The sequence below is a fragment of the Symbiopectobacterium sp. genome (assembly GCF_047692315.1).
GTDB lineage: Bacteria > Pseudomonadota > Gammaproteobacteria > Enterobacterales > Enterobacteriaceae > Symbiopectobacterium.
Window position 1 is genome coordinate 45,327 of sequence record NZ_JBLLJS010000003.1, and the last position, 24,350, is coordinate 69,676.

Genomic DNA, 24,350 nt, shown 5'->3' on the forward strand with positions numbered 1-24,350 from the left:
CCAGCTTCAATACCCAGCCCAGCTTGCTGAATCTGGGTGCCAGAAAACAGGCAGTTTATTCCACGGCAGAAGTGATCAACCGCCCAACGGAAATTGCCTTCATGATGCCCGTCACCGGTGAAATGAGCGATGCCGATATCCGCGCACTGAAAAGCGTCAGTCGCAAATTTGTCGAGCGCATGCTGAGCAGAGCCGACGGCAAGCGAGACAACCCGTGGCTCTCTCTGGTGCCTTACAGCCAGTCGGTCAACGTCTACGACGCGGAAGATACCAACCGTATTCGTCGCTGGGCGACACCTACCGCGCTCAACCCGATAGAACTCACCACGCTGTTCCGCGCGGGCTATCGCGGCTTGGACGATCGCCGTATTCCCGACAGGCGCACAAACTTGCTGTGCATGTACCATGGTCTGGGCGCAGAAGAAAACTTCTTCTGGGATGAGCCGCCAGTAGCACAGTTTGGTGTCTATTACCGCCACGATCTGCCGCAGAACGGTAGCCCCGGTGCGGAACCGATCTCCTGGATAGGACCTAATCCCGATTTCGGCCAGGCCAGCGGCGTTAACGATGTGCGTTGGATGGTGGCCGATCGCGGCTGCCCCAACGCAGCACTACCGCCACTCACCAACGAAGAAACCAAGCTGGAACAGCGCATCGCCCAGTTCACTCCGCGTTTCAACGTCAACTACGCCATTGCGATGGGATGGGCCGCCGCAGCGCTGTCGCCCAATATGCGCGGTTCGGAAGGTTGGGGCGATGCCAAGCTGTCGCTCGATTTCAATCAGGACGGCAAGGGCGACGGGCAAAAAGTGATTGTGATGATGGCCAATACCGTTGGCAACTGGTTCGACACCGACAGCTACAACTTCAAGCGTAATCAGTTTTCTGGCAGCACCGGTTCAGACGTTTCACGCCAGTTCGCACGCAAGCGCTTTTGCGATCTGTGTGCCAGCTTCCGCGACCGCAACCTCAAGTTCTATTTCGTGGGTATTCGCCCCGGCGATCCGGAGGATTTCGGTCGCAACCTGTTTGACGAGGAAGCCACTCCTGGCCCGCTTATCTGCACCGAAGGTGAGAAACGCATGAGCTTTGTTGATGGCGCAGGGTTAGGCGCAGAGGGAGTCGAAGATCAATTGATTCAACGGCTGAATCGCATTGCCAGCCAAATCGAAACCGAGGGCGGCTACGTGCGGTTGGTGGAGTAAGCACCGTATTTTACCAGCTACACCCTAAGTAATTCGAGTTGCAGGACAAAACGTTAACGTTTTGAACAGCGCTTGCGCTAGCCCGAAGGGTGAACCTCAGGGATGAGGTTCATTAATCCCGATGAGTTTACTCAGGTCAGTGATTCGGGTGACAAATCTGCTGGGAGCAGATTTGAATGCCGCGTGCGGCGGCTTCGTGAGAGGTGAGGCCCAGGGATAGGCCGAATAACGAACACAGCCAACGCACATGCAACGTGAAGTATGACGGGTATAAGACGCGATTTGATTCTTTTATAAGGACACGACACCATGACATTTTCCCGTTCCAAAGCCGGTACTGCACCTGCGCGCCCACCCCGTCAGGCATGGGTGCTGGAACAGCGCATGATGTTTGACGCCGCCGCCGCCACAGCTGATGCTGTTGCCGCTCAGGTCATCGCTCCTACCGAAAGTGCGCCGGGTGTGGATGCCACCCCCGCCCACGGCACGGTCACGATCAATGATGGAGATACCGGCTTTGCCGCTGTGGATCTGTTCAGTAACGTTTCCGTATCCACTGACACTGGTGCTGATAGCAGCGGCAAGGAACTGACAGAACTAGTCATTACCGTCGATCGTTCCGGAGCCAATCAAGCGCTGATGATTGATGGCAGTGAAATTGCACTGAAACCCACGACCACTGGGACCTATGCTACCCACGACAACAGTTACAAAGTCACCGTCAGCGGTGACACAAACACCATCACCGTTTTTGCTGTCGACAGCACCGGCCGTTTAACCCAGCAGCAGAGCCTGGTGGTTGAAAATCTCGGCACCGTTAACCATTTGGTGGTCAGTGCCGATAGCAAATCGGTCTATACCATTGCCAGTAACGGTAACCTGATTCACCTGAGCGTTAACGACGGCAAGTTGGCATATGTCAGCACCACCGCACTGGAAGGCGGCGGTTCAACCGGTGGGCTGGCGATTTCCGATGACGGCAAACAGGTCTATGTGGACACGAGCAGCAATTACGGGCGCGAGGTCTATGTCTACAACCGCGATGCCGACGGGGTATTAACGCAGGTACAAAAACTGGACGCACACCGGAATGGCATGATTGCCACCTCGGGTGATTATGTCTATGTGATTCACAGCGGCGCCCTTTTCTTCTACCCCCATGAACTGAAAGTTTATCAACGCGACGCTACCACCGGTATTTTGACACTCGTCGACGGAATCTCCCTGACTAAAACGGGACAAGATGCCGTCGACTACGCCATGACCACGTCAAAAGATGGCACGTTGCTGTATGTCGGCGACCCGACCAGCGCCAATATCGACATTTACCAGTTAGGCAGCGATAATACGCTGGCTCTGATCAACACCGTTACCAGCGATAAGATTGGCAGCTTGACACTCAACAGTGATGGCACCCAGCTTTACGCCGCGACCACAACGGGCACCGTGAATGTTTACGCCGTGGGTGAAAATGGCAGCCTAACACTAACGGGCAGTAGTACCGGCACCACCAACGGCGGTGACATCGCCGTCACCGCCGATGGCAAATCCATTCTGGTTTCTGGCAACGGCATCAGCCGCTATTTACCCATCCAAACGCTGCTGCGTGGTGGAGAAATTACGCTGGCACACGGCTTGACGCTGTCTGATGCCAACAATGACCGTCTGGCAGAAGGCAACGGAGATTATAACGGCACCAAGCTGACGCTTTCCCGCGCAACCCATGCGCAAGCCGACGACCAATTCGGCTTTGCGCAAGGCAGCGGCCTGCAACTAATCGACAGGAAAATCATGAAAGGCGATACCGCTATCGCCACCTTCAGCCAAAGCGCAGGCACGCTCACCCTCACCTTCCTGGCGGGTGCCAGTAAAGCCGATGCCAATGCCGTATTGCACCAGATCACCTGCAGCAATACCGGTGCCGACACCAATGGCACCCTGAGTGGATACAGCGAATATGTCACCGCTATCGCGGTGTCCGCTGATGGCAAAACGCTGCTGGTCAGCGGCAGTGACGGGGCCAATGCGGGTGGCAACAGCACGCTGCGTATCTACAGTCGTAATAGCACGACGGGTGAATTAACCCTGGTGCAAACCTTTATTCAGGGTGAAAGCGACAATCCTGAGACGGCGACGATTGAGGCTAACGGCCTGAGCGGTATCACCACGATGACGATGCATGGCAACGATCTGTACGTCGCCGGGCATAGCGGCGATGCCACCACCTACTCGCTGGTGCGCTTCACCTACGATACCACCACCGGCCAATACACCTACGCGGGTATCGTGGCAACCCAAGGCGTGAATGATGTCACGGGGCTGGATGCACAGATTACCGAAATCGTGATTTCGGCCGATGGCAAATCGCTCTATACCATTAACGGCGTTACCAGTATTGATGGAGCAACGGGTAAATCGGTACTGAGTCAATTCTCACGCGATCCAAGCACCGGAGCACTCACCTATCTGGCAGCCTATCAGGGAGGAACTAACGAACTCGGAATGAATGCCCCCAGTGGCATGGTGATCTCTGGCGATGGGAAATCGGTCTACGTTGCTAACCGTAGTGGTAGCATGTTGACACTATTTTCTCGTAACACAGAAACAGGTGAACTTACTTACACAGGTTTCATTAACAATGCCACCATCATTGCAGATCCTGATAGCGGTGAAAGACCAAGCGGTAGCATCTATCTGACTGAATTACATAATATTGTAATTTCACCCGACGGTTCCTTTGTGTATGTTGGCTCTGTGCAGCAGGCCACCGTCTCTATTTTCAGCCGTGATGCCAACGACGGCAGCTTGACCTATGTCAGCACCCTCTCACTCTATACCAATGTTTCAGCTCTTAATATCCGAGAAATGGCGCTATCCAGTGATGGCACAGCACTTTATGTCGGTTTTAATGGCAGCGTATTGGCAATGCTAAGCCGTGACAGCGCCACGGGGTCATTGACGTATGTCAGTAAGCAGGATGTAGGGGTACGTACCAACCATATTGCTGTCACACCCGATGGACTCAATATCTACAGCGGGCGTAGCCAGTTTACCACTGGGCTGACCATTCTCTCATCCCTACCTCACGCTGGTTACACCACCAACGTCTCAACCACCTTCGCAGAAGGATTAAGCTTCTCCGATGTCGATGCGGATCAAATAACGGATTATAAAGGCACTACGCTGACCGTAAATCGCGCCAACGGTGCCTCGGCAGACGATCAATTCGGTTTTAAAAATGGTTCCGGGTTGCGTCTGGAAGATGGCAAAGTCATGAAAGGCAAGGCGACCATTGCCACTTTCGCTGCGCAGGATGGCGTACTGACCATCACCTTTAGCGCCGATGTGGACAAATCCATCGCCAATCAAGTATTGCAGCAGGTCACTTATCTTAACACCAACGCAGAAGCACCCACGCGGGTTGATCTGAACATCACCGTGCGCGATAGCGGCGGCAAATCCGCCGAAACCGCCGTGGCACCGTTGTTAACAGACACGCCCGTTGAACCCACGCTGAGCGCGGAAGGCAAGCAAACTACCGCCACCATTACCTCCAGCGGCCTGCCAGGCGCGGTGGATCTGTTCGATAATGTGGATGTGCGGCTTGGCAAAGCGGGCGCAGCGCTCTCTGAATTGACTTTCACGATCGACCGTTCCGGCCCCCATGAAACGCTGGTGATTGATGGCACCACCATTGTGTTGACCGGCAGCGAAGGGGAGACAGCGCAGGGCCATCACTATCAGGTGAAGGTTAACGATGGCACCGCCACCATCACCCTCACGCTGAATAGCAGCAGCACCCCTGATGCCGTAAACACGCTGATCGACAATATCCACTATCAGGTGGTGAACAGCGATGTTGCGCAAGGCGCCGTCACCGTTACGCTGACACAACTGGTTGATGCCAACGACAACACCACCACACTCGATATCCACAGTACCGTTGCGGTGCTCGATACGCGACTGACGTCGCATCTTGCTGTTTAGCGCAGTGGCATTGGCGTTAGTGATGTTAATCCCGGTGCGCCAGTCCGTGCTGGCCCCGGCAGAGATTGTGGCGCATCAACCCGTGATGGTGCGCGCCCCTGTCGCTGGCGTGGTAGACGATATTCTGGTGCGCCCCAACCAGCCCATTCGTGCCAATCAGCCCTTGGCGCGGCTGGATGCGCGCGAACTGGAAAACCGACTGGAAGCCGCGCGCCAGACGTTTGCCACGGCTGACGCCCAGTATCGTCAAGCCCAACAACAGGCGCTATTTGATGCTAACAGAAAGGCCAGTCTGGCTGTTCTGCAAAGCCGCCGCGAGCAGGCGCAAAGTGAGCGAGATTTTCTTCTGCGCCAACTGGAACGTATGCAGTTAACCTCACCGCGCGACGGTGTGGCTGTGTTTGACGATGCCAGTGAATGGATTGGCCGTTCTGTGGCGGTCGGAAACATCTTCTGCTACTGCACTCAGCCCGTTACGGGATGAGTTGATTTTACATGCAGGCCCGGCGAACCGTGATGGTTCCCCCAGTTGGACGTTGGAAGATCCGCTACGCGGCCTCTATTTTCGTATCGGTTGGCCAGAGATGGCGATGCTGTCTCGCTGGTCGCTGGATAACGCCGCGCGTATTATTGCGGACATCCAACACAACTCTACGCTGGTGCTGGATGAAAGTGATGTGCACTATTTTAACCAATTTCTGCAAATCAACAGCCTGACGCGCATCAGCGGCGATAAGGCACTGGCGCAATTTTCTCAGCAAGTGCAGCGCTCGCGGGTATCACTGTGGCGCATGCTATTGAAAAATTATCTTTTTTCCGTATCCCCCTGTGGCACCCGGACCGTTTTCTTAGCGCCACGCTGCCCTGGGTCTCCCCCTTTTATCGCCGCCCATTTTTAACGCTGACGTTGCTGGCTGGCGTGTTGGGGCTGTTCCTCGCAGGACGTCAATGGGACACCTTCACCCACACGTTTCTGCACTTTTTCACGCTGGCAGGTGCCGCACTGGCCGGGCTCACATTGTGCTTTACCAAGGTCCTGCACGAGTTCGGCCATGCCTACGCCTGTAAACACTTTGGCGCGCGCGTCGCCACCATGGGAGTGGCATTTCTGGTGATGATGCCAATGCGCTACACCGATACCTCCGGCTCATGGAAACTGACGCGGCAGCGTCAACTCATGACCATCGGTATCGCAGGTATGCTGACCGAACTGGCGTTAGCAGCCTGGGCCACATTGGCATGGAGCTTCCTGCCCGATGGTATGCTGCGCAGCGCCGCCTTTATGCTGGCCACCACCACCTGGATCATGACGCTGGCGGTCAACCTAAGCCCACTGATGCGGTTCGACGGTTACTTTTTACTGTCAGATGCCTTGCAGGTGCCAAACCTGCAACAACGCGGCTTTGCTATGGGCCGCTGGCAGATGCGCGAGTGGCTGTTTGGCCTGAGGGATGCGCCACCAGAGGCCTTTCCACGCTGGTTGCAGCGCACGCTGGTCGGCTATGCCTTTACGGTATGGGTTTACCGTCTGTTCCTGTTTACCGGCATCGCGATCCTGGTCTACCACATGGCCTTTAAACTGTTGGGCATGCTGCTGTTTGCCGTGGAGATCGGGGTTTTCGTGGTGATGCCCATCGTCAATGAGCTGCGCGCGTGGAGCCAGCGCCGCAAGGATTACCGTATGAACCGCAATATGATAACCACTCTGACGCTCAGCACCCTTGCACTATTGCTGTTGCTGCTGCCCTGGCAACGAAGTGTTTACGCCCCCGCCTTACTGCGCGCAGAACAGCAAAGTAGCCTCTACACGCCGCTGCCCGCTATGCTCGACCGCATCGAGGTAAAGGTAGGCCAACCCGTCAGGCCGGACAGGTGCTGTTTCAGCTATCAGCTGAAGCTTTGGCCCACGAGCGGCAACAGTTGGAGTAACAAATCGCCACGTTGGAGTGGCAAAGCGCGTTTTAGCTGTTTAATAAAGAAGCCGCTGGCGATCACCTGCGCGTCAAGCAAGAACGGGAGGCTGCACAACAGCGCTTGCAGGTGCTGTTGCGTCAATCCGAACAGTTAACGGTGCGCGCCCCGATAGCTGGCATGGTGGCAGATATGGCCACGCCGCTGTCCGAAGGCGAGTGGCTTGGGCAAGGTGAATGGCTGGCCATCGTCACCCAGCCCATCGGTGGTCTGATAGAAGCCTTCGTTTCTGAAAGAGATTGGCAGCGCTTACGCATCGGCAATTCCGGTACGTTTTACGCTCAGGATGTTAACCACGGGGCAATGTCCGTCACCGTTGCCGATATTGACAGCACTGCCGCGCGCGACCTGAACAGCGTGCCGGAGCTGGCATCCCTCTACGGCGGTGCAATTGCCACCCTGAGTGACGGACAGCGTAAACTCCACCCAGAACAGGCAGTGTATCGCGTCCTGCTGCGACTGCCGCCTGATTTTCGCGCACCAGAACAGGTGCTACGCGGCACTGTAGTGATGGAAGGCGAGGCACAAAGCCTGTTGGTGCGCGGATGGAAACTGGCCTCGGCAGTGTTGATTCGCGAGCTCTCATTCTAGACAGCTACACCATGCAACACGTCACAAGACAAAATATCGCAGGGCGTGACTTTCCCTCATGCATCAATACCACATGGAACGTTTTCAGAAAGAAAACAAGCGACTATACCGCATACTGGCTCCTTACATAAGGAACAACAAGGAAGGATGACATGACTATCACGCTCTATAAGTCCCCGAGCCTAAGCCCCCTCATTGCATACGAGGACCATAAGGAAAAACAGGTTCCCAAAAAGATAGAGCCGCACCTGATAAAGAAGGTTGAAAACAACCTCCTCACTCTACTGACAGCACAACGAGAGCGATTTTTGTTTCACATAACAAAGAAACACCCTTGTTTGAAAAGCGTGTACCGCAGCGCGGTTGATGAAGGGCATGAGGGCCGCTGCCATGCGATCGGTATTGCGGTAACCTCCGTCGATGACATCTTTAAAAATACCAAACTGAGGGGAACTGCCACACGCATTTGCCAACAAACCCCTCGTAACAACAAGTTTCCACTGGAAAAAGACCCGGCCATAGCGCAACGCGGTAAAAAATTTATCGAGATCTTTCTGGTGCACAAAACACCGCTGGACGTTGAAACCTACATGACCGCCCTTGGCATCGGTTACAAACTAAAGAAACTCAAGTTTGATCCGCTAATGACGGATTTGTTTGCCCATGTATGGCAAGAGCGGGAAAAACTGCTAAACAGTTCGGCCGTGACGCAATCGATGCGGGGTTACCAGCAGCGGAAATAATTTTCACTGACAAGCGAAGCGATGGGCATTGGAGAGCGTGTTAACCGTGTTGCTCATATTGCTCAAGATGTTCACGGGTAACAGGGAGAAATAACATACAGCAGCAAGATTTTTTTCTTATGCATTGAACCAGATATACCATTTGACCCTGCTTGCTACTCATGAATACTCTTTCACATAACAATAACAAAACGACAAGGGAATCCCTTCCGTTAATGAGTCACCCAACAGGAGTAAGCAATGAAAAGAGCAATGATTGCAGTAAGCATCGCATTGGCGAGCGTCACTCTGGCACTGCCGCTGGCCAGTCAAGCATCGGTAAAAGAAGAAATGCGCGCCATGGCTGGCAGCTATAAAGGTGCCAGCAGCACCAGCGATGCAGCGACGTTAAAATCTGAATTGCAGACGATGAAGGAACATGCCACCAAGGCCAAAGCCGATCCGGAGTTTAACAAAGGTGCTGACAGCCAGGTATTTAATGAAGGTTTGGGCAAGCTGATTGCGCAGATCGATGATGCCATTGCTCTGGTGGATGCAGGAAAATTACAGGAAGCGAAAACCGCGACAGACAACCTGAAAAAAACCCGCGCCGAGTACCACAAAAAGCTAGGTGTATAATGTCAATCCGGTGGTCACACTGCGGGCCACCGGATCATTCAGTCGATTCACTTCACGCCTTGGCGTGCTTACGCAAAAAATTCTCGATACCTTGCTCGTCTAATCGGTAGCGAATCCATTCACTTTGCGCATTGGCACCAATGCTGTCGTAAAAATCGATAGCAGGCTGGCTCCAGTTCAGAACACGCCACTCCAGGCGACCACAGCCTCGGGCTTTCGCTAATTTAGCCACGTGTGCTAACAACGCCTTGCCTGCGCCATGTTGACGGAATAGTTTGGCTACATAGAGATCTTCAAGATAAATGCCGTTTTTGCCCAACCAGGTGGAGTAACTGGTAAAAAATACTGCATAGCCGACCGGTTCCCCATCGATAGCACAAATTAAGGCTTCCGTACGTGCATCAGGACCAAACAGCGTTTTTTCAATGTCTTCAAGCGTCGCAATCACTTGATTACAGGCAAGTTCATATTCCGCCAGTTCAATAATCATATCCAAGATTACGCCCGCATCAGCCTTCTCTGCGGGATAAATAGTTATATTCATCATCCTTTCCTATTATAAACGCCAACATTGCCCCCCGATGCTACCGCAGAGAGGTTGCAGTATGAACAGCATTTTGTTAATTGGGCGATAAAAATCACGCTACTGCACTATATCGAACGTGAGTAAAATATCGTAACCTACCTGAAACAGCAGGCAGATGACAGGGTGTTAAGAAGGAGAGGAGTGAGCAGAAACAGATATCTCACTAGCGCAGTCGCACCATAGAAAGGGGACCGCCATACACGGCACCGGTATCAATGTAGAGTTGATTGGCATACACGCAAACCTTATCCTTATCCACCGGCGTATGTCCGAAGATGAAGCGATCAGCCCCCTCAATCCGCTGATGTACGCCAGACTGTGCTTGCAGCAATCGCCTTCGCCCCCACACTACATAATCCACATTAACCGGTAGCCCGAAATAATAGCGCGAGGCTGGATAATCCGCGTGAGCGATAACATAAAGGCGTGTTTGCACCTTTACCTCGAGAATATGTGGCAGTGATGCCGACAGATGGATCAGTCGATCGACCGAATGACGATGCACCGCACTCAAATTGAAATACCAGTCCCCGCCATTGTCACGCCAGTGGTGGCTATTCCCCCCTTGCAACACGGCTTGCGCCATACATTCATGATTGCCGACCACTGAGGTAAACCAGGGGCATCGAGCAATGCCAGACATGCAGCGCTGTCCGGCCCACGATCGATAAGATCGCCGACGGCAATCAGCAAGTCGCAACGCTCATCAAAGTTTCTCGCGACCAGTTGCTGTTTCAATTGCTGATAACAGCCATGAAGATCCCCAACAACCCACACATGGCGATAATCATCCCCGCAAATACTGCGATAACGAATAATCTCTTGCATTTCCACCTCCAAAACCGCAATGACGTTTTAATGTTATGTCGCTCGCAGCAGGCGCAGTTCATGCAATCTGGGAGTAAAAGCCGCAACGTTGCAGAAGATTTTCGCAAACCAATGTCTATAGAACTGAAAACCACAAAATCACACAGCTACACATAATTATGCGTAACAGATCGCAACCGCACAGTATTAAAACTATTCGGGACAAGAAAAAAATCGATTTTTATAAAATACAACGGGTAACAAAGTAGACGATATTGTTATCAGCAATACATGCCAGGCAATATGCTAACAGAGAGGTGGAGAAAGGCATTTACACCGCCACACCGGAAGCCGGGATGGCGGCAACGAATCGTATCGCTAGGCGGAGTAAAGCGCCTCCACCGCCTGGTCACACTCAGGTACAGCAAATTTTGCATGGTGCACCTCGTGCTTTTCACTCTCAGGATAAACCTGTGCATCCAGCAGCAGTGCCCCAATCGCTGCGTCGTGAAGGTGGTTCGAATTGCCAAAGCGATATCCGGCCCGCCATAACACATATTGCGCAGTAACACCGCCAACTCTTGAGCGGTGATCGTTCCCTGATAAACCGTATACAGTACATCGGCAATCAGTTTGGCATTTAATACACTAATGCGGGAAATATCATGGTAGTGCCCGCCCAATGCCTGAATCATATGCTCGACGGCCTGCGTCGGCGTTTTCCCCTGCTCACGCAAAGACGTTAACGCCGTAACGAGTTTGTTCTGCAACTCATCTGCCATCATCCTGTCCTCTTATTATGCCCCTGGCAAATAGCTCTGTATCACCGGGGTTTAGGTAACATATCGCATTTTTTGTCACGGCAGTATCAGTTTAAGAAAAAAATTAACAATTTTCAATATATCGGCGTTACTATCTGATTTTTATTGATATTATTGTAATTTACGTGGCGGTAATGCCCGTCGCAAGATAGGCGGTGATTGGGTTATGTGATACATTCGTCTGAAAAGATGCTCATTCACGCGTATTTATACATCTGAGCACATTATGGTTCATCCAAATCCATTTCTCTGATGCGATAATGCAAAAAAACAATCGTATTTCATTCTGTGAGCAAGCAAGTTAAGGTTAAATCATGATCACCACTGACGGTAACAGCGCAGTCGTTTCTGTAGCCTGGCGAGCAAACGACGTCATCGCCATCTACCCGATTACCCCAAGTTCCTCCATGGCTGAGCAGGCTGCCGCGTGGTCGAGCGATGAGCGCAAAAATTTGTGGGGAGATACCCCGCGGGTGATCGAAATGCAGTCTGAAGGCGGCGCTATCGCCACTGTACACGGGGCGCTGCAGACCGGCGTACTGGCGACATCGTTCACGTCGTCGCAGGGATTGCTGTTGATGATCCCGGCGCTCTACAAGCTGGCCGGGCAGTTAACGCCTTTCGTGCTGCACGTTGCCGCCCGTACCGTCGCCACCCATGCGCTTTCCATTTTCTGCGATCACTCTGACGTGATGGCCGTGCGTCAGACGGGCTGTGCTCTGCTGTGTGCCAACACCGTGCAAGAAGCGCAAGATTTCGCCTTGATTGCACAAATCGCGACGCTTAACAGCCGCGTCCCCTTTATCCATTTCTTCGACGGTTTCCGCACTTCACATGAAATTAATAAAGTGGAACCGCTGAGCGATGAAGTATTACTGAAGCTGTTGCCTCAGGATGCGATTGCAGCGCACCGTGAGCGAGCGCTCACACCAGAACGTCCGGTGATCCGTGGAACGGCCTCCAATCCGGACACCTTCTTCCAGGCGCGCGAAGCTACCAACCCGTGGTACAACAACACCTATTCTCATGTTGAACAGGCGATGGATGCCTTTGCCGAGGCGACCGGACGCCGCTATCAGCCATTTGAATATTATGGACACCCGGAAGCGACTCGCGTGATTGTGCTGATGGGATCAGGCGTCGGTACTTGCGAAGAAGTGGTGGATGCCCTACTGACTCGCGGCGAGAAAGTGGGTGTGCTCAAAGTGCGTCTGTATCGCCCGTTTTCGGCCCAGCATCTGCTCGCCGCCTTGCCGCAAACCGCGCAGAGCATCGCGGTACTCGATCGTACCAAAGAACCCGGCGCCCTGGCAGAACCGCTTTATCTGGATGTGATGACAGCGCTGGCGGAAGCCTTTTCCCGTGGAGAGCGTGCAACCCTGCCGCGTACCATTGGTGGCCGTTATGGCTTGTCATCCAAAGAGTTCACACCACAGTGCGTGCAGGCCATCTTTAATGAGTTAGCGCTTGCCAACCCGAGACCACGCTTCACCGTTGGGATTTATGACGATGTGACCCACCTTTCACTGCCGTTGCCGGAGCAACATTTCCCCTCCAGCGCCGGATTGGAAGCGTTGTTCTACGGTCTGGGCAGTGATGGCACCGTTTCCGCCACCAAGAATGCCATCAAAATTGTCGGCTCCAGCACACCAATGTTTGTGCAGGGCTATTTCGTCTACGACTCCAAAAAAGCGGGCAGCCTGACGGTATCGCATATGCGCGTTGGCCCACACCCTATCAATTCGGCCTATCTCATCGATCAGGCCGATTTTGTTGCGTGCCACCAATGGCAGTTCATCGACAAATACGCCATGGTGGAGCGATTGAAACCCGGCGGTATCTTCCTGATTAACACCCCGTACAGCGCTGACGATCTGTGGCACCGCCTGCCGCAAGAGGTGCAAGCAGGACTCAATCAACGCCAGGCAAAAGTCTATTGCATCAACGCGGCAAAAATTGCCCGCGAATGTCAGTTGGGCGCGCGTATCAACACCGTGATGCAGATGGCGTTTTTCCATCTCTCCCAGATATTGCCCGGCGACGTGGCGGTGGAGAAACTGCGTAGCGCCATCGAGAAGAGCTACGGTAGCAAAGGCGAAGAACTGGTCGCGCGCAACTGGAAGGCGCTGGAAGCCACGCTGGCGGCGTTGGAATCCGTTGCGCTGGAAGCTGTTAATCCAGAAAGCCCGCAACGCCCGCCAGTGGTGTCCGATGCCGCACCGGATTTCGTTAAAACGGTGACCGCGACCATGCTGGCCGGACTGGGTGATACCTTACCCGTCTCTGCCCTGCCACCAGATGGCACCTGGCCCACCGGCACCACCCAGTGGGAAAAACGTAACATTGCGGAAGCCATTCCACTTTGGAAGCCGGAGCTTTGTACGCAGTGTAACCACTGTGTCGCCGCCTGCCCACACTCCGCCATCCGTGCCAAAGTGGTGCCTGCCGATGCCATGAGCAACGCCCCCGACTCACTGCAATCGCTCGATGTGAAAGCGCGTGATATGCGTGGCCAGAAGTATGTACTGCAAGTCGCCCCGGAAGATTGCACTGGCTGTAATCTGTGCGTCGAGGTTTGCCCGGCGAGAGACCGTCAACACCCTGAGATCAAAGCCATCAACATGGAATCCCGCCTGGATAACCTGAGCGTGGAAAAAACCCACTTTGATTTCTTCCTGCAATTGCCGGAAATCGACAAGAGCAAGCTGGAACGTATCGATATCCGCACGTCTCAATTGATTACACCGCTGTTCGAGTACTCGGGCGCCTGTTCCGGCTGTGGTGAAACACCTTATATCAAACTGTTAACGCAGCTCTATGGCGATCGTTTACTGGTGGCAAACGCCACCGGGTGCTCGTCCATTTACGGCGGCAACCTACCCACCACCCCGTGGACAACCGACGCCAACGGACGCGGTCCGGCCTGGGCCAACTCGCTGTTTGAGGATAACGCCGAATTTGGTTTGGGTTTCCGTCTCAGCGTGGATCAACATCGCCAACGCGCCTTGCGTCAGCTCTTGCAATTGGCACCGCAGCTCCCCGCCGATCTTGTGAGCGCATTGCAGGAAGAGAATATCGCGCCGGATCTGCGCCGTCAGCAAATCGCACAGTTGCGTGAACAGCTTGCCAGCCTCAATGAACCGGCTGCACGGGAGCTCAGCCACGACGCCGACCACCTGGTGGACAAATCCGTCTGGCTGATTGGCGGTGACGGCTGGGCCTATGACATTGGCTACGGCGGTCTGGATCATGTGATGAGCCTGACAGAAAACGTCAACGTGCTGGTGCTGGATACCCAGTGCTATTCCAACACGGGCGGCCAGCAGTCTAAAGCCACGCCATTGGGCGCGGTCACCAAATTTGGTGAAAAAGGTAAACGCAAGGCGCGTAAAGATCTTGGCACCAACGTGATGATGTATGGTCACGTTTATGTCGCGCAGATTTCACTGGGCGCACAGCTTAACCAAACGGTGAAAGCGATTCAGGAAGCGGAAGCCTGGCCGGGTCCATCGCTGATTATCGCCTACAGTCCGTGTGAAGAGCACGGCTACGATCTGGCGTTCAGTCACGATCAGATGCGTCAATTGACCGCTACCGGATTCTGGCCGCTCTATCGCTTCGATCCGCGTCGTGTGGAAGAAGGCAAACCTGCGCTGGTAACGGATTCGCGTCCGCCATCCAGCAGCCTGAGCGAGACGCTGTTGAAAGAGCAGCGCTTCCGCCGGCTGAATACACAAATGCCGGAAGAGACTGCACGGTTGTATGAGGAAGCGGAACTGGATCTGCGTCGTCGCTTTGATTTCCTGACGCTGATGGCGGGTAAAGCAGAGAAGAATTCGCAAGAATAAGGCCGTGATACCCGACGAGATCCTCTGTGAAAACCGAGGATCTCGTGAGGAAAACGCGCGCTAGCGAAAAATCTGGCTGACAGCTTCGGCTACGGGTTCCACCAGATGATCGGGCAGTTGGCAGATGCTGAGCCGAATAAACTGCCCGTTTTTTACCCCAGCCCGCTCTCCCGGCTGCACGGCAATGCCGCGTGCTGCCAGTGTCACCAAGGCATAACGTTCCGAAGGCACCGGTAACCAGATACAAAGGCCGTCGTTTTCCGGCACATACACGCCGCGCCGTGCCAGCGCATCTGCTAACGCCTGTCGCCGCTGGTGATAAACCTCTTGCGCATGCGCGATACTCTGCTGAGTTTGTGCATCCGTCAATAAATAGGCCAGCGCCCCTTACAGTATCCGGCTGCTCCATCCCGCACCAAAATGTCGGAAGGATTAGATCTGCCCCCATGCAGGTTTTGCTGCCCGACATCACTGCCAAACGTAAATCCGGTCCGTAGGCTTTGGAGTAGGAACGAATATGCACTGTGCGATCGGGATAGTAACGCCCCAGACTGATCGCCGGGTGGGTTGATAATTCTCCAACGCCATCGTCTTTCAGAATCAGCACATTATCGTGCCCGGCAAGCAACGCGGCCAACTCGGTCAGCCGCTCATGGCTCATGGCGTTGCCCGTATGCGAATGCGTTCTGGGCTGGAAAATAAACGCCGTCGGCTTTTGCAGCAACGCCTGTTTGAGCGCCTCGGGTTCAGGGCCATGCACATCGCACTCCACCATAATGGCATTCATCCCCAGATGATCACACGCGCGCCGCCGTAGGACTTTCCACGGCCACTGTCGAACCCGGGAACAGCAGCGCCTGCAATGCCAGATACATACCATCGAATCCACCATCCGACGTGATAAACGCCTCCGCCGGATAAGGCCAGTGGCTGCGCACCGTCTGCTCCAATTCCGGGATGATGGCAGTGCGCTGGTAGCTGTTCAAATTCGGAGCTAACAGACCGTGGCGCAGCGCGGCCGACAGATTAGGCAGCAAGGCAGGATCCGGCGCTGAAAGTGTCATATCGGCCAAGATCGTGTCGCCAAAGTTACCGATCTTCTCGAAATGCTCCGGGCGAGGCGATACATGTTGACCACACACCCACATCCCGGTTCTGCCGCCGCAATTGAGACCAGGAAGCCGAAATCGTTGCCAGACTCACACCCAGCACTTCGGCCAGTTCCCGAACCGACGGCAACTGGCTGCCAATAGCGATGCGCTCTTCACGGATCAGTGCAGCGATATCCATCGCAATCCCACGAATCGTGGGGTTGGTAAGCATTCCTGCCAACCAGTTGGGATCGATTTTTGTGGTTATAGAAAAATAATTTGTTCAATAACAAAAATCTTATTGTACACATACAAATGACGATCTAGTATCAAAAAAAGTCGTATTACGTATAAAAAATGCGCAATTGTAAGCAAGCGAATAATAAGAGATGTGCGGATTTGTTAGCCTTCACCGGGGAAAACAACGTGACAATAACAATTAGATTAGCTGTGCGCGATTGGGACTATTTTACCCCACTCGCTTTAGGCGACATCAAACCAAAAGGCTTTACGTTGGCGATCGATCGGGTGGGCACACTGCCCGACGATTTAGCCCACAGCCCGCATTACGATGCAGGCGAAGTCTCTTTCAGCCGCTACGCGCAAAGCCGTGCGCGTAGCGATGAAAGTTTGCTGGCACTCCCGCATTTCTTGATGCGGGGGTTCCGCCAGCGCTGCATTTTGACAACGGAAGAAAGCCTGTTGACCGAGTTATCGCGGTTGGCAGGAAAACGTATTGGCGTTACCGGCTGGCAGGACTCTGGCAATACCTGGACGCGCGCCCTGCTGCGTCGCGAAGGGGTGGAAACAGAAGATGCGTACTGGTACGCCGGCCGTTTAACTGACGCACACCCGATTGTTGACCGACTTGGCAAGTTTGGTCAGCCGGGAAGAATTGAAGCCGCGCCCGGCGAACAACCGCTGAGCACGCTGCTGAAAAATGGCGGACTGGATGCCATTTTCACCCCCTTTATGCCGGACGGACCGGACGGGTATTTCAGCGGGCATTCAGGGTTACGCCAGTTGCAGCGGGATTTCCGCCAGGCTGAATTAGATTACTTCCATGCGGTGGGTTACAACCCGGGAATGCACGTTCTTGGCATCAAACCCGAGATAGCCCAAGAGCACCCCTGGCTACCGGAAGCATTGAGCGAGGTGATTGATCAATCCTACGCCATGTGGATGAACAAACGCATCAAGTATGCCGACACCACGCCGTGGCTGCTGGAGGATTTGCGCAGAACTGCGCAGGATTTGCCCGCCAACTGGAATGAAAACGGTTTTGAGGTTAATAAAGTGATGATCGCTGATTTCGCCCGTGAACTGCATGCGCAGAAGATCACGGAGGAATGCCTAACCCCTGAAGCGCTGTTCCCGTGGTCATGCCAGTAGTGATGTGAACCTTAACTAAGTGATGGATAACAGGGGTTGCTATGAAAGTTGCGTTGGGACAATTCGCGGTAGATAAAGAGTGGCAAAACAATGTCATCACCACGCTCTCGCTGATGGAACAGGCCGAACAGGCTGGTACCGATCTGCTGGTGTTGCCTGAAGGCATTCTGGCACGTGATATCACCAATCCCAAGCTGGTGCTGACCGCCGCGCAACCCCTCGATGGCCCGTTTATGACGCAGGTGCTCGCGGCCAGTCGTGGCAATAACATGACCACCATGATGAGCATCCACGTTCCTAACGGCACAGAGAAAGTCTGGAACACGCTGGTTGCCGTTCGCAACGGCGAAATCATCGCGCAGTACCGCAAATTGCATCTGTACGATGCGTTCGCCATGAAGGAATCGGAAAACGTGGTGCCGGGAGAAGATGTTCCGCCGTTGGTCAACGTCGCCGGGCTGAATGTGGGTCTGATGACCTGCTATGACGTCCGTTTCCCCGAACTCGCCCGTCGTCTGGTACTGGATGGCGCCGATCTTCTGGTGCTGCCCGCCGCCTGGATCAAAGGGCCGCTGAAAGAGACGCACTGGGAGCTGCTGGTACGCGCCCGTGCTCTGGAAAACACTACCTATGTGGTAGCGGTTGGGGAGTGCGGTGTGCGAAACATCGGTAACAGCATGGTGGTCGACCCGCTCGGCGTCGTGGTCGTTCAGGCGCCAGAAACGCCCGCGCTAGTCTATGCTGATATCGATCCAAAACGCACCGCTTATGCCCGCGACGTTTTACCGGCACTGGTTAACCGCCGTTTTGTTGCGCCGCGTTTACCACATGAAGTACAAGGATAGTTTTCACCACCATCACTGATTTTCACTACCATCACTGACATCTGCATTCCAATAAAGGCAGAGGAGAACACAGCATGACACTGAAAAGACTGGGATATACCGCGTTACTCATGGGTTCACTGTTTTCTGCAAGCACACTGGCCGCTGACATTCCGACCCAAACCCTGAACAAAAGCCTGCATGACCGTTTGCCGGATGACGTGAAAAAAACCGGCGTGCTGAATGCCGTCAATAACGGTTCATTCCCTCCTTACCAGATTGTTAACGGCACACACTCTCTTGATGGTGCCAGCGCCGATCTCGCCAAAGCCTTGGGCGAACTGCTGGGTGTTAAAATCGAACATGCTTCCGTCAGTGAGTTATCGGGTCTGTTGAGCGGCATCCAGTCTGGACGCTACCAGTTTGCGCTGGGGCCAATCGGTGATTTCCCTGCACGTCAGGAGAAAAACGATTTCGTCGATTTTGTCCGTGAATTCGTGGTGTTCGCGGTTAAAAGCGGTAACCCGGAAAAAATCAATACGCTGGACGATACCTGCGGTAAACGTATTGCCGTGATGTCCGGTGGTTCCACTGAGCAAGTGATCGTTAAGCAATCGGAAGCCTGTACGGCCGCAGGCAAACCCGCCATTGCGGTGCAGTCTTACACTGACCAGCCTACCTCTATTCTTTCTGTGCGCTCTGGCCGTGCAGATGCGTTCTTCTCTTCTCAGGCACCGCTGACCTATTTCGTTGAGCAGACCAACGGACAGCTAGAACTGGCTGGCACCGAGCAACACAACGGTTTTAACGACCTCTATCAAGGGTCGGTGTTTGCCAAAGATTCACCGCTGACGCCAGTGATTCAAGCAGCCTATCAACAGCTGTTTGATAACGGCACCTATGCCGCCGTCATGAAGACATGGCACTTATCAGACAACATGCTGCCTGCGCCGGGCGTCAATTTAGCCAAGTAATCAACGTTTCTGCATAGAAACCGTTTATTACACCGCCAACAACGTTGAGAGGTATTCTTTCGTCGTGGATACACTGAGAAATGTTGCCAGGGCCCTGCCACCCAGCCGCTTTAGCCAGCGGCTTTCCTGGGGCTTAACGCTGGTTATCGCTTTTTATGTCCTTTGGTCCGTCAGCACCAATAAAAACTTTGAATGGCATGTGGTTTATCAGTGGTTCAACGAGAAAACCGTTCTCGAAGGATTGGGACCCTGGGCCTTACCGTCGTGGCCATGATCATCGGCGTTATATTGGGGCTGTTGCTGGCGATTGACCGCATGTCCAGCAATCGGTTGCTGAGCGGGCTTTCCAGCCTCTACATCTGGTTTTTTCGCGGCACGCCGCCACTGGTGCGGACACGAAACGTTCATAAATACTTTGGCGACAACCATGTCCTGCGCGGCATCGATCTGGATGTGAACAGCGGCGAAACCGTGGTGATCCTGGGGCCATCGGGTTCGGGAAAATCAACCTTCCTGCGCTGCATCAACCATCTGGAAGAGATGGATGAAGGTTACATCATGATGGGCGATGAGCAGATCGGCTACCAGTTGCGCGGCGAGAAGCTCTATGCACTGTCAGCACGCGATATTGCGCGCCAGCGTAGCCATATCGGCATGGTGTTCCAGCAGTTCAACCTCTATCCCCATATGACGGTGTTGCAAAACATCATTGAAGCACCGGTCGGCGTACATAAACAGGATCGCCAGGAAGCGCAAACCTGATTGGCAGCGGCGCACTGGCGATCAGCGGCGCATGACTGATGTATTTCTATACCACCTTTTGTGGGCTTACGCTGGTTGAAGCGGCGTCCATTTTCTCCGTTGCCAGTATCATCGATGCCATCAGCAACCCGGTGATGGGTTACGTCAGTGATAACTTTCACAACACCCGACTGGGTCGCCTGTTTGAGCGTCGCCGTTTCTTTATTCTGCTGGGTGTACCATTGGTGCTGGTCTATCCATTGCTGTGGGTCAGTGGCTTCGGCTTCTGGTACTACATGGCGACCTACGTGCTGTTTGAGCTGATTTACACCTCCATTATGGTGCCATACGAAACGCTGGCGACCGAAATGACGCACGACTTCAAGATCCGCTCCAAGTTGACCGGTTCTAAAGCGATTTTCGGCAAGCTGGCTAACTTTCTGGCGGCCTTTATCCCCGGCCAGTTTATCGCCATCTACGGTAAAGACTCTGCTACGCCGTTCTTTTACACCGGCCTGACCCATGGATTCATCATGTGCGCGGCAATGATTGCCCTGTACACCACGTCCTGGGAACGCCCGTTGAATGAACTGGTGCATGAAAAAACTGAGCGTGGACATGCTTTCCACCTTCCGTTTGCGTATTTTCCGCAAGCACCTGGGGATGTACCTGTTCGGTTTTGGCGCAGAATGGCTGTTCGCTTCCGCCTTCACCTACTTTATTGTGTTCGGGTTGAAGCAAAACACCGAGCTGGTCTCACAGCTGAACAGCTTTAGCTCCATCATGCAGCTTATCTCTACCGCTGCGTTCATCGGTATCTGCGTAAAAATGGGTTTTGCGCGTCCGTTCCGTTTGGCGCTGATGGTGGTGATCGTAAGCGTTATCGCCTACGCTGCACTCTACTTCACCAACTGGTCTGAAGGGGCGACTATTGCCGTCTTGTTTGGCATCACTGCCATCTTCGGCTTGAGCACAGGCGGTATCTACTACATTCCGTGGACGGTCTACACCTTCCTGGCCGATGTGGATGAGGTGTTGACGGGGCGTCGCCGTGAGGGGGTCTAAGCCGGGGCAATGACCTTCGCGGGCAAAATGGTGCGTTCAGTCATCGTATTCGCCATGGGGTGGACGCTGAGCCAATTCGGTTTTGTTTCCGGCCATGCCGCACGGCCGGAAAGCGCCGTGCTCGCCATTGTCGGTGTGTTCTCACTGGGGGGGTTATCGGTCTGGCGCTGGTCGCTATTTACTACACCACGCAGATGAAGCTTGGCCGTGAAAACCACGCCATCCTGCTGGAAGAGATTGCGCGTATCAAGGCTGGTGGTGCTATCGCCGATGTGCCGGTACACGCCAGAGCCGTCGCGGAAGAGTTGACTGGCTGGAAATACGAACAGTGCTGGGGTAATAACCCGCTGGGCGTGCAACCGGAAGCCGCTGCACCACAGATTGCCACTTCTGAACGGTAATGCCTTCTGTCAGCCCGCTCTCGCGGGCTGACCTATTCCCCACCTTAAATCAGCGCCGCTTCCTTCAATTCACTTTTCAGGTAGGCATAGTAAATCGGTGCGGCAATCACGCCCGGAATACCAAACGCCGCGTCAAAAACCAGCATCGCCAGCAAGATTTCCCAGGCATGCGCCTTGATTCGGGTGCCGACAATCTGTGCATTGAGGAAGTATTCCAGTTTGTGAATCAGCATCAGATAAACCAGCTCCGCCAACGCCACCGGCAGAGAAATCGATAAACCGGAAATAAACACAATGGAGTTGGATATCAGGTTACCAATTACCGGAATCAAGCCAAAGATGAAGGTCAGCACCACCAACGTTTTGGCAAACGGCAGGTGCACGCCAAAACAGGGCAACACGCCGAGAATAAATACCGCTGAGAGAATGGTGTTAACCGAGGAGATTTTGGCCTGAGCAAACACGATATTGCGAAAGGACATCGAGAGCAGTGAAACACGCCGCATCAGTTCCGATTTCAGCAGCGGTTTTTCCGTATCCTCTTGCACGTTGTACAACGAGACGATCGCGCCCAAAACCATACCAATCAACATGGTGACAAAACCGCGCAGAAAATCTTTGCCCATGGTTTGCAGCATCACGATATGTTCCTGCACCCAACGCATAAATTCGTGCTGTAGCTCTTCGACACTCACCGGCAAGTAACCCGGCAAATAAACCATGATGTGCCGCTGTACATCATTGAGAATCACGCCGATACGCGCATTGAATGCCGACGTATCACGCATTTCCTGCATCACGATCCCGGTCAGGCTGCCAAAAAGCAGGCTAAGCACACTCACCACCAGCGTACTGATGATCGCCACCACCGCCCAGCGCGCTCGTTTGCCACTGATGATTTTTTGGAAATGAGGCGTCAACAGATTGACGATTTCATACACCAGGAACCCGGCGATAAAACACGTCAGCAGCCGTAGTGACAACAGCAGCAGCAATCCCCCAAACATAAAACACAGGCTAAGCCACCTGGCCTGTTTTAAATTTAATAACTGCATGACGACATCCTGTATGCGTAACGAGCGGGCCTGCAAGCATATCTACGGCATCAAGAATAGCACTCGGTTTATCGCACTATTCGCACGAGAGATGTCGCAAGAAAGAAGCCCGGTAATGAATCTGCTTAACCCTGTCCTATTCTTAGCGTTTTTTGCTTGAAAAACCAGAAAGGTATTAGCAGGCGCGCAGAGTAATCCACCAGGAAAAGCGTCGTTCGACGATTATCGGCAAGGTGCGGGTCAGGGCGCTGAAAAAACGCGCGTCGTCCTGCAAGGGGAAGACCCCGGAAATACGCAAAGCCGCCGCCTTGTCATCAAGGGGAAAATAGTCGTTACGATAGCGCGCATATTCACACATCAAGGTGTCCAGCCGCATATTGTCCGCCAGCAACATGCCATCTAGCCAGCTTTGACGGAAACCTTCCACCGGTTGTGGGGGCTGGATCACCGCATCGGTAAAGGTGACTTGTTGCCCGGCGCTAACGCGCACAACCGCGTTCGGTTGCTTCGCCGGGTGGAGCAGCACTTCACCCTTAAATACCGCCAGCGTACTTTCACGCTCATCGCAGCGCACATCAAACCGACAGGGCGAATTCAGCGTCAGAACGCCCTGCGGCGTGGAAAACGGCAACGAGTAAGGCTCAGTGCTTTCCAGCAAACACTCCCCTTTCAGCAGTCGCAGCGCGGCAATTTTTCCGTCTTGATCGTAGCGTTTGAGCGCTGAATCGGTGTTTAGGCTTAACGTCAGGCCCTCTGCCAACGCCCAGCGTCGGTTTTCACCCTTGGCGGTGCGATAATCTGCGGCATAGTTTTCCCAGGGAACACTGTAGGCACCGCCGCCCAGCAACGTCATCAACGCCAACAGTTTTAACAGGTGACGGCGTTCAGTTCCCTGACGGCTAAGTACGCTGGAAGCCACGGTTTTATCGACGGAATGAAAACGGGTATGAATCTGTTCTACGCGCTGCCACGCCTGCTGGTGCAGAGGATGGCTGTTCAACCATTGCTGCCAGGCATGGCGCTCATTCACGGTGCAATCATCCGCGTAGAGAATGGCATACCATTCAGCGGCATCGTAAAACACGTCCTGGGGAATATCGTCGGAGCGCATGATGGGAATTAGCGTTCCTGACAGGTCAGGCAGGCAAACATGGCCTGCGCCATGTACTTTTTCACCATGCGATCAGAGACATCAAGCCGATCGGCCACCTGCTGATAGGTCAATACATCGAGATGTACCCAGAGGAACGCTTGCCTGGCCTTGACTGACAACGTGCTGAGCATGCGGTCAATCTCTAGCAGCGTATCAATAATGATTGCGTGCTGCTCCAAAGAAGGCTCCACCTCAAGCTGCTGTTCCGCCAGCACCTGCAAATAGGCATTTTCAATGTCGCGCCGCCGCCAGAAATTCACTACCAGACCGTGGGCGACAGTGGTCAACCAGGCGCGAGGTTCACGCAGTTGGGTGGCCTGCTGCGAGCATCCCAAACGCCGACGCAGCCACGCCTGTAACCAGACATGGTGCTCGTGATAAATTCGCTGTACCGCCAGGGATTCGACGGGGTCAGCATAGGTAGCCGCGTGACCGTTCACCATTGTGTCTCATTTAATGATAATGAAATGATTTTCA

At 53.8% G+C, this 24,350-nt stretch carries 18 protein-coding genes and 4 pseudogenes; 12 read left to right on the plus strand and 10 right to left on the minus strand.

From position 1 onward, the window contains the following. The first annotated feature begins 23 nt into the window (after positions 1-23). The 6 genes and pseudogenes from ACMZI0_RS00925 to ACMZI0_RS00950 all read left to right on the plus strand — a co-directional run bounded on the left by ACMZI0_RS00925 (position 24) and on the right by ACMZI0_RS00950 (position 9,115). On the plus strand, positions 24-1,205 hold the full coding sequence (locus ACMZI0_RS00925; RefSeq protein ID WP_415671609.1) for a hypothetical protein: 1,182 nt from the start codon (positions 24-26) through the stop codon (positions 1,203-1,205). 309 nt (positions 1,206-1,514) lie between these two features. Then, complete coding sequence (locus ACMZI0_RS00930) at positions 1,515-5,192, plus strand: beta-propeller fold lactonase family protein (protein ID WP_415671610.1); 3,678 nt, start codon at positions 1,515-1,517, stop codon at positions 5,190-5,192. Between the two features lies 1 nt (position 5,193). Then, a pseudogene (locus ACMZI0_RS00935) lies at positions 5,194-5,664 on the plus strand (biotin/lipoyl-binding protein); the annotation flags it as partial. Further along, a pseudogene (locus tag ACMZI0_RS00940) lies at positions 5,600-7,754 on the plus strand (efflux RND transporter periplasmic adaptor subunit). The pseudogenes ACMZI0_RS00935 and ACMZI0_RS00940, both read left to right, overlap by 65 nt. 152 nt (positions 7,755-7,906) lie before the next feature. Continuing rightward, positions 7,907-8,497, plus strand: coding sequence for a hypothetical protein (locus ACMZI0_RS00945; RefSeq protein WP_415671611.1), 591 nt, complete (start codon positions 7,907-7,909; stop codon positions 8,495-8,497). Positions 8,498-8,737: 240 nt separating this feature from the next. Beyond that, positions 8,738-9,115 (plus strand): cytochrome b562, encoded by a 378-nt coding sequence (locus ACMZI0_RS00950; RefSeq protein ID WP_415671612.1) that lies wholly within the window; start codon positions 8,738-8,740, stop codon positions 9,113-9,115. Between the two features lie 52 nt (positions 9,116-9,167). Here the strand turns inward: ACMZI0_RS00950 and ACMZI0_RS00955 are convergent, their stop codons facing one another. From ACMZI0_RS00955 to ACMZI0_RS00970, 4 genes are all read right to left on the minus strand, one after another. Continuing rightward, a complete protein-coding gene (locus ACMZI0_RS00955) occupies positions 9,168-9,659 on the minus strand; it encodes a GNAT family N-acetyltransferase (protein ID WP_415671685.1) in 492 nt (163 codons plus the stop codon). 205 nt (positions 9,660-9,864) lie between these two features. Further along, on the minus strand, positions 9,865-10,287 hold the full coding sequence (locus ACMZI0_RS00960) for a hypothetical protein (protein WP_415671613.1): 423 nt from the start codon (positions 10,285-10,287) through the stop codon (positions 9,865-9,867). After that, on the minus strand, positions 10,212-10,529 hold the full coding sequence (locus ACMZI0_RS00965) for a metallophosphoesterase (protein WP_415671614.1): 318 nt from the start codon (positions 10,527-10,529) through the stop codon (positions 10,212-10,214). The genes ACMZI0_RS00960 and ACMZI0_RS00965 overlap by 76 nt, the downstream gene beginning before the upstream one ends. A gap of 260 nt (positions 10,530-10,789) precedes the next feature. Then, complete coding sequence (locus ACMZI0_RS00970; protein WP_415671615.1) at positions 10,790-11,293, minus strand: hypothetical protein; 504 nt, start codon at positions 11,291-11,293, stop codon at positions 10,790-10,792. Positions 11,294-11,643: 350 nt separating this feature from the next. On the opposite strand from ACMZI0_RS00970, the gene nifJ reads away from it, so the two are divergent. Continuing rightward, entirely contained in the window at positions 11,644-15,177 is a 3,534-nt protein-coding gene (gene nifJ / locus ACMZI0_RS00975) for a pyruvate:ferredoxin (flavodoxin) oxidoreductase (RefSeq protein WP_415671616.1), read from the plus strand. A 60-nt stretch (positions 15,178-15,237) separates the two neighbouring features. Here nifJ and ACMZI0_RS00980 read toward each other — a convergent pair whose 3' ends face one another. From ACMZI0_RS00980 to ACMZI0_RS00990, 3 genes are all read right to left on the minus strand, one after another. Continuing rightward, positions 15,238-15,546, minus strand: a complete 309-nt coding sequence (locus ACMZI0_RS00980; RefSeq protein WP_415671617.1) for an aminotransferase class I/II-fold pyridoxal phosphate-dependent enzyme — start codon at positions 15,544-15,546, stop codon at positions 15,238-15,240. Between the two features lie 428 nt (positions 15,547-15,974). Further along, positions 15,975-16,241 (minus strand): hypothetical protein, encoded by a 267-nt coding sequence (locus ACMZI0_RS00985; RefSeq protein WP_415671618.1) that lies wholly within the window; start codon positions 16,239-16,241, stop codon positions 15,975-15,977. A gap of 25 nt (positions 16,242-16,266) precedes the next feature. Continuing rightward, positions 16,267-16,500 (minus strand): GntR family transcriptional regulator, encoded by a 234-nt coding sequence (locus ACMZI0_RS00990; protein WP_415671619.1) that lies wholly within the window; start codon positions 16,498-16,500, stop codon positions 16,267-16,269. Positions 16,501-16,694: 194 nt separating this feature from the next. Here ACMZI0_RS00990 and ACMZI0_RS00995 point away from each other — a divergent pair, with 194 nt between their 5' ends. The 5 genes and pseudogenes from ACMZI0_RS00995 to ACMZI0_RS01015 all read left to right on the plus strand — a co-directional run bounded on the left by ACMZI0_RS00995 (position 16,695) and on the right by ACMZI0_RS01015 (position 21,665). Continuing rightward, a complete protein-coding gene (locus tag ACMZI0_RS00995) occupies positions 16,695-17,660 on the plus strand; it encodes a nitrate ABC transporter substrate-binding protein (RefSeq protein WP_415671620.1) in 966 nt (321 codons plus the stop codon). 41 nt (positions 17,661-17,701) lie between these two features. Further along, on the plus strand, positions 17,702-18,505 hold the full coding sequence (locus ACMZI0_RS01000; RefSeq protein ID WP_415671621.1) for a deaminated glutathione amidase: 804 nt from the start codon (positions 17,702-17,704) through the stop codon (positions 18,503-18,505). 74 nt (positions 18,506-18,579) lie between these two features. After that, entirely contained in the window at positions 18,580-19,458 is an 879-nt protein-coding gene (locus ACMZI0_RS01005) for an ABC transporter substrate-binding protein (protein WP_415671622.1), read from the plus strand. A gap of 315 nt (positions 19,459-19,773) precedes the next feature. Beyond that, positions 19,774-20,211: pseudogene (locus ACMZI0_RS01010) on the plus strand (ATP-binding cassette domain-containing protein); the annotation flags it as partial. A 47-nt stretch (positions 20,212-20,258) separates the two neighbouring features. Continuing rightward, positions 20,259-21,665, plus strand: a pseudogene (locus ACMZI0_RS01015) (MFS transporter). A 44-nt stretch (positions 21,666-21,709) separates the two neighbouring features. Here ACMZI0_RS01015 and ACMZI0_RS01020 read toward each other — a convergent pair. The 3 genes from ACMZI0_RS01020 to ACMZI0_RS01030 form a co-directional block, all read right to left on the minus strand. Beyond that, entirely contained in the window at positions 21,710-22,720 is a 1,011-nt protein-coding gene (locus tag ACMZI0_RS01020; protein ID WP_415671623.1) for an AI-2E family transporter, read from the minus strand. A 175-nt stretch (positions 22,721-22,895) separates the two neighbouring features. Continuing rightward, the gene (locus ACMZI0_RS01025) at positions 22,896-23,831 is read right to left on the minus strand and encodes a DUF4880 domain-containing protein (protein WP_415671624.1); all 936 of its coding nucleotides are present in this window, start codon (positions 23,829-23,831) and stop codon (positions 22,896-22,898) included. Between the two features lie 8 nt (positions 23,832-23,839). After that, the gene (locus ACMZI0_RS01030) at positions 23,840-24,316 is read right to left on the minus strand and encodes a sigma-70 family RNA polymerase sigma factor (RefSeq protein ID WP_415671625.1); all 477 of its coding nucleotides are present in this window, start codon (positions 24,314-24,316) and stop codon (positions 23,840-23,842) included. Positions 24,317-24,350: the final 34 nt, after the last annotated feature.

Bases quoted from the DNA above. Each gene is read 5' to 3' on its own strand.
- ACMZI0_RS00930 (WP_415671610.1), top strand. From the start codon at position 1,515: ATGACATTTTCCCGTTCCAAAGCCGGTACTGCACCTGCGCGCCCACCC.
- ACMZI0_RS00945 (WP_415671611.1), top strand. From the start codon at position 7,907: ATGACTATCACGCTCTATAAGTCCCCGAGCCTAAGCCCCCTCATTGCA.
- ACMZI0_RS00950 (WP_415671612.1), top strand. From the start codon at position 8,738: ATGAAAAGAGCAATGATTGCAGTAAGCATCGCATTGGCGAGCGTCACT.
- ACMZI0_RS00955 (WP_415671685.1), bottom strand. From the start codon at position 9,659: ATGAATATAACTATTTATCCCGCAGAGAAGGCTGATGCGGGCGTAATC.
- ACMZI0_RS00960 (WP_415671613.1), bottom strand. From the start codon at position 10,287: ATGGCGCAAGCCGTGTTGCAAGGGGGGAATAGCCACCACTGGCGTGAC.
- ACMZI0_RS00965 (WP_415671614.1), bottom strand. From the start codon at position 10,529: ATGCAAGAGATTATTCGTTATCGCAGTATTTGCGGGGATGATTATCGC.
- ACMZI0_RS00970 (WP_415671615.1), bottom strand. From the start codon at position 11,293: ATGATGGCAGATGAGTTGCAGAACAAACTCGTTACGGCGTTAACGTCT.
- nifJ (WP_415671616.1), top strand. From the start codon at position 11,644: ATGATCACCACTGACGGTAACAGCGCAGTCGTTTCTGTAGCCTGGCGA.
- ACMZI0_RS00985 (WP_415671618.1), bottom strand. From the start codon at position 16,241: ATGACACTTTCAGCGCCGGATCCTGCCTTGCTGCCTAATCTGTCGGCC.
- ACMZI0_RS00990 (WP_415671619.1), bottom strand. From the start codon at position 16,500: ATGCTTACCAACCCCACGATTCGTGGGATTGCGATGGATATCGCTGCA.
- ACMZI0_RS01000 (WP_415671621.1), top strand. From the start codon at position 17,702: ATGAAAGTTGCGTTGGGACAATTCGCGGTAGATAAAGAGTGGCAAAAC.
- ACMZI0_RS01005 (WP_415671622.1), top strand. From the start codon at position 18,580: ATGACACTGAAAAGACTGGGATATACCGCGTTACTCATGGGTTCACTG.
- ACMZI0_RS01020 (WP_415671623.1), bottom strand. From the start codon at position 22,720: ATGCAGTTATTAAATTTAAAACAGGCCAGGTGGCTTAGCCTGTGTTTT.
- ACMZI0_RS01025 (WP_415671624.1), bottom strand. From the start codon at position 23,831: ATGCGCTCCGACGATATTCCCCAGGACGTGTTTTACGATGCCGCTGAA.
- ACMZI0_RS01030 (WP_415671625.1), bottom strand. From the start codon at position 24,316: ATGGTGAACGGTCACGCGGCTACCTATGCTGACCCCGTCGAATCCCTG.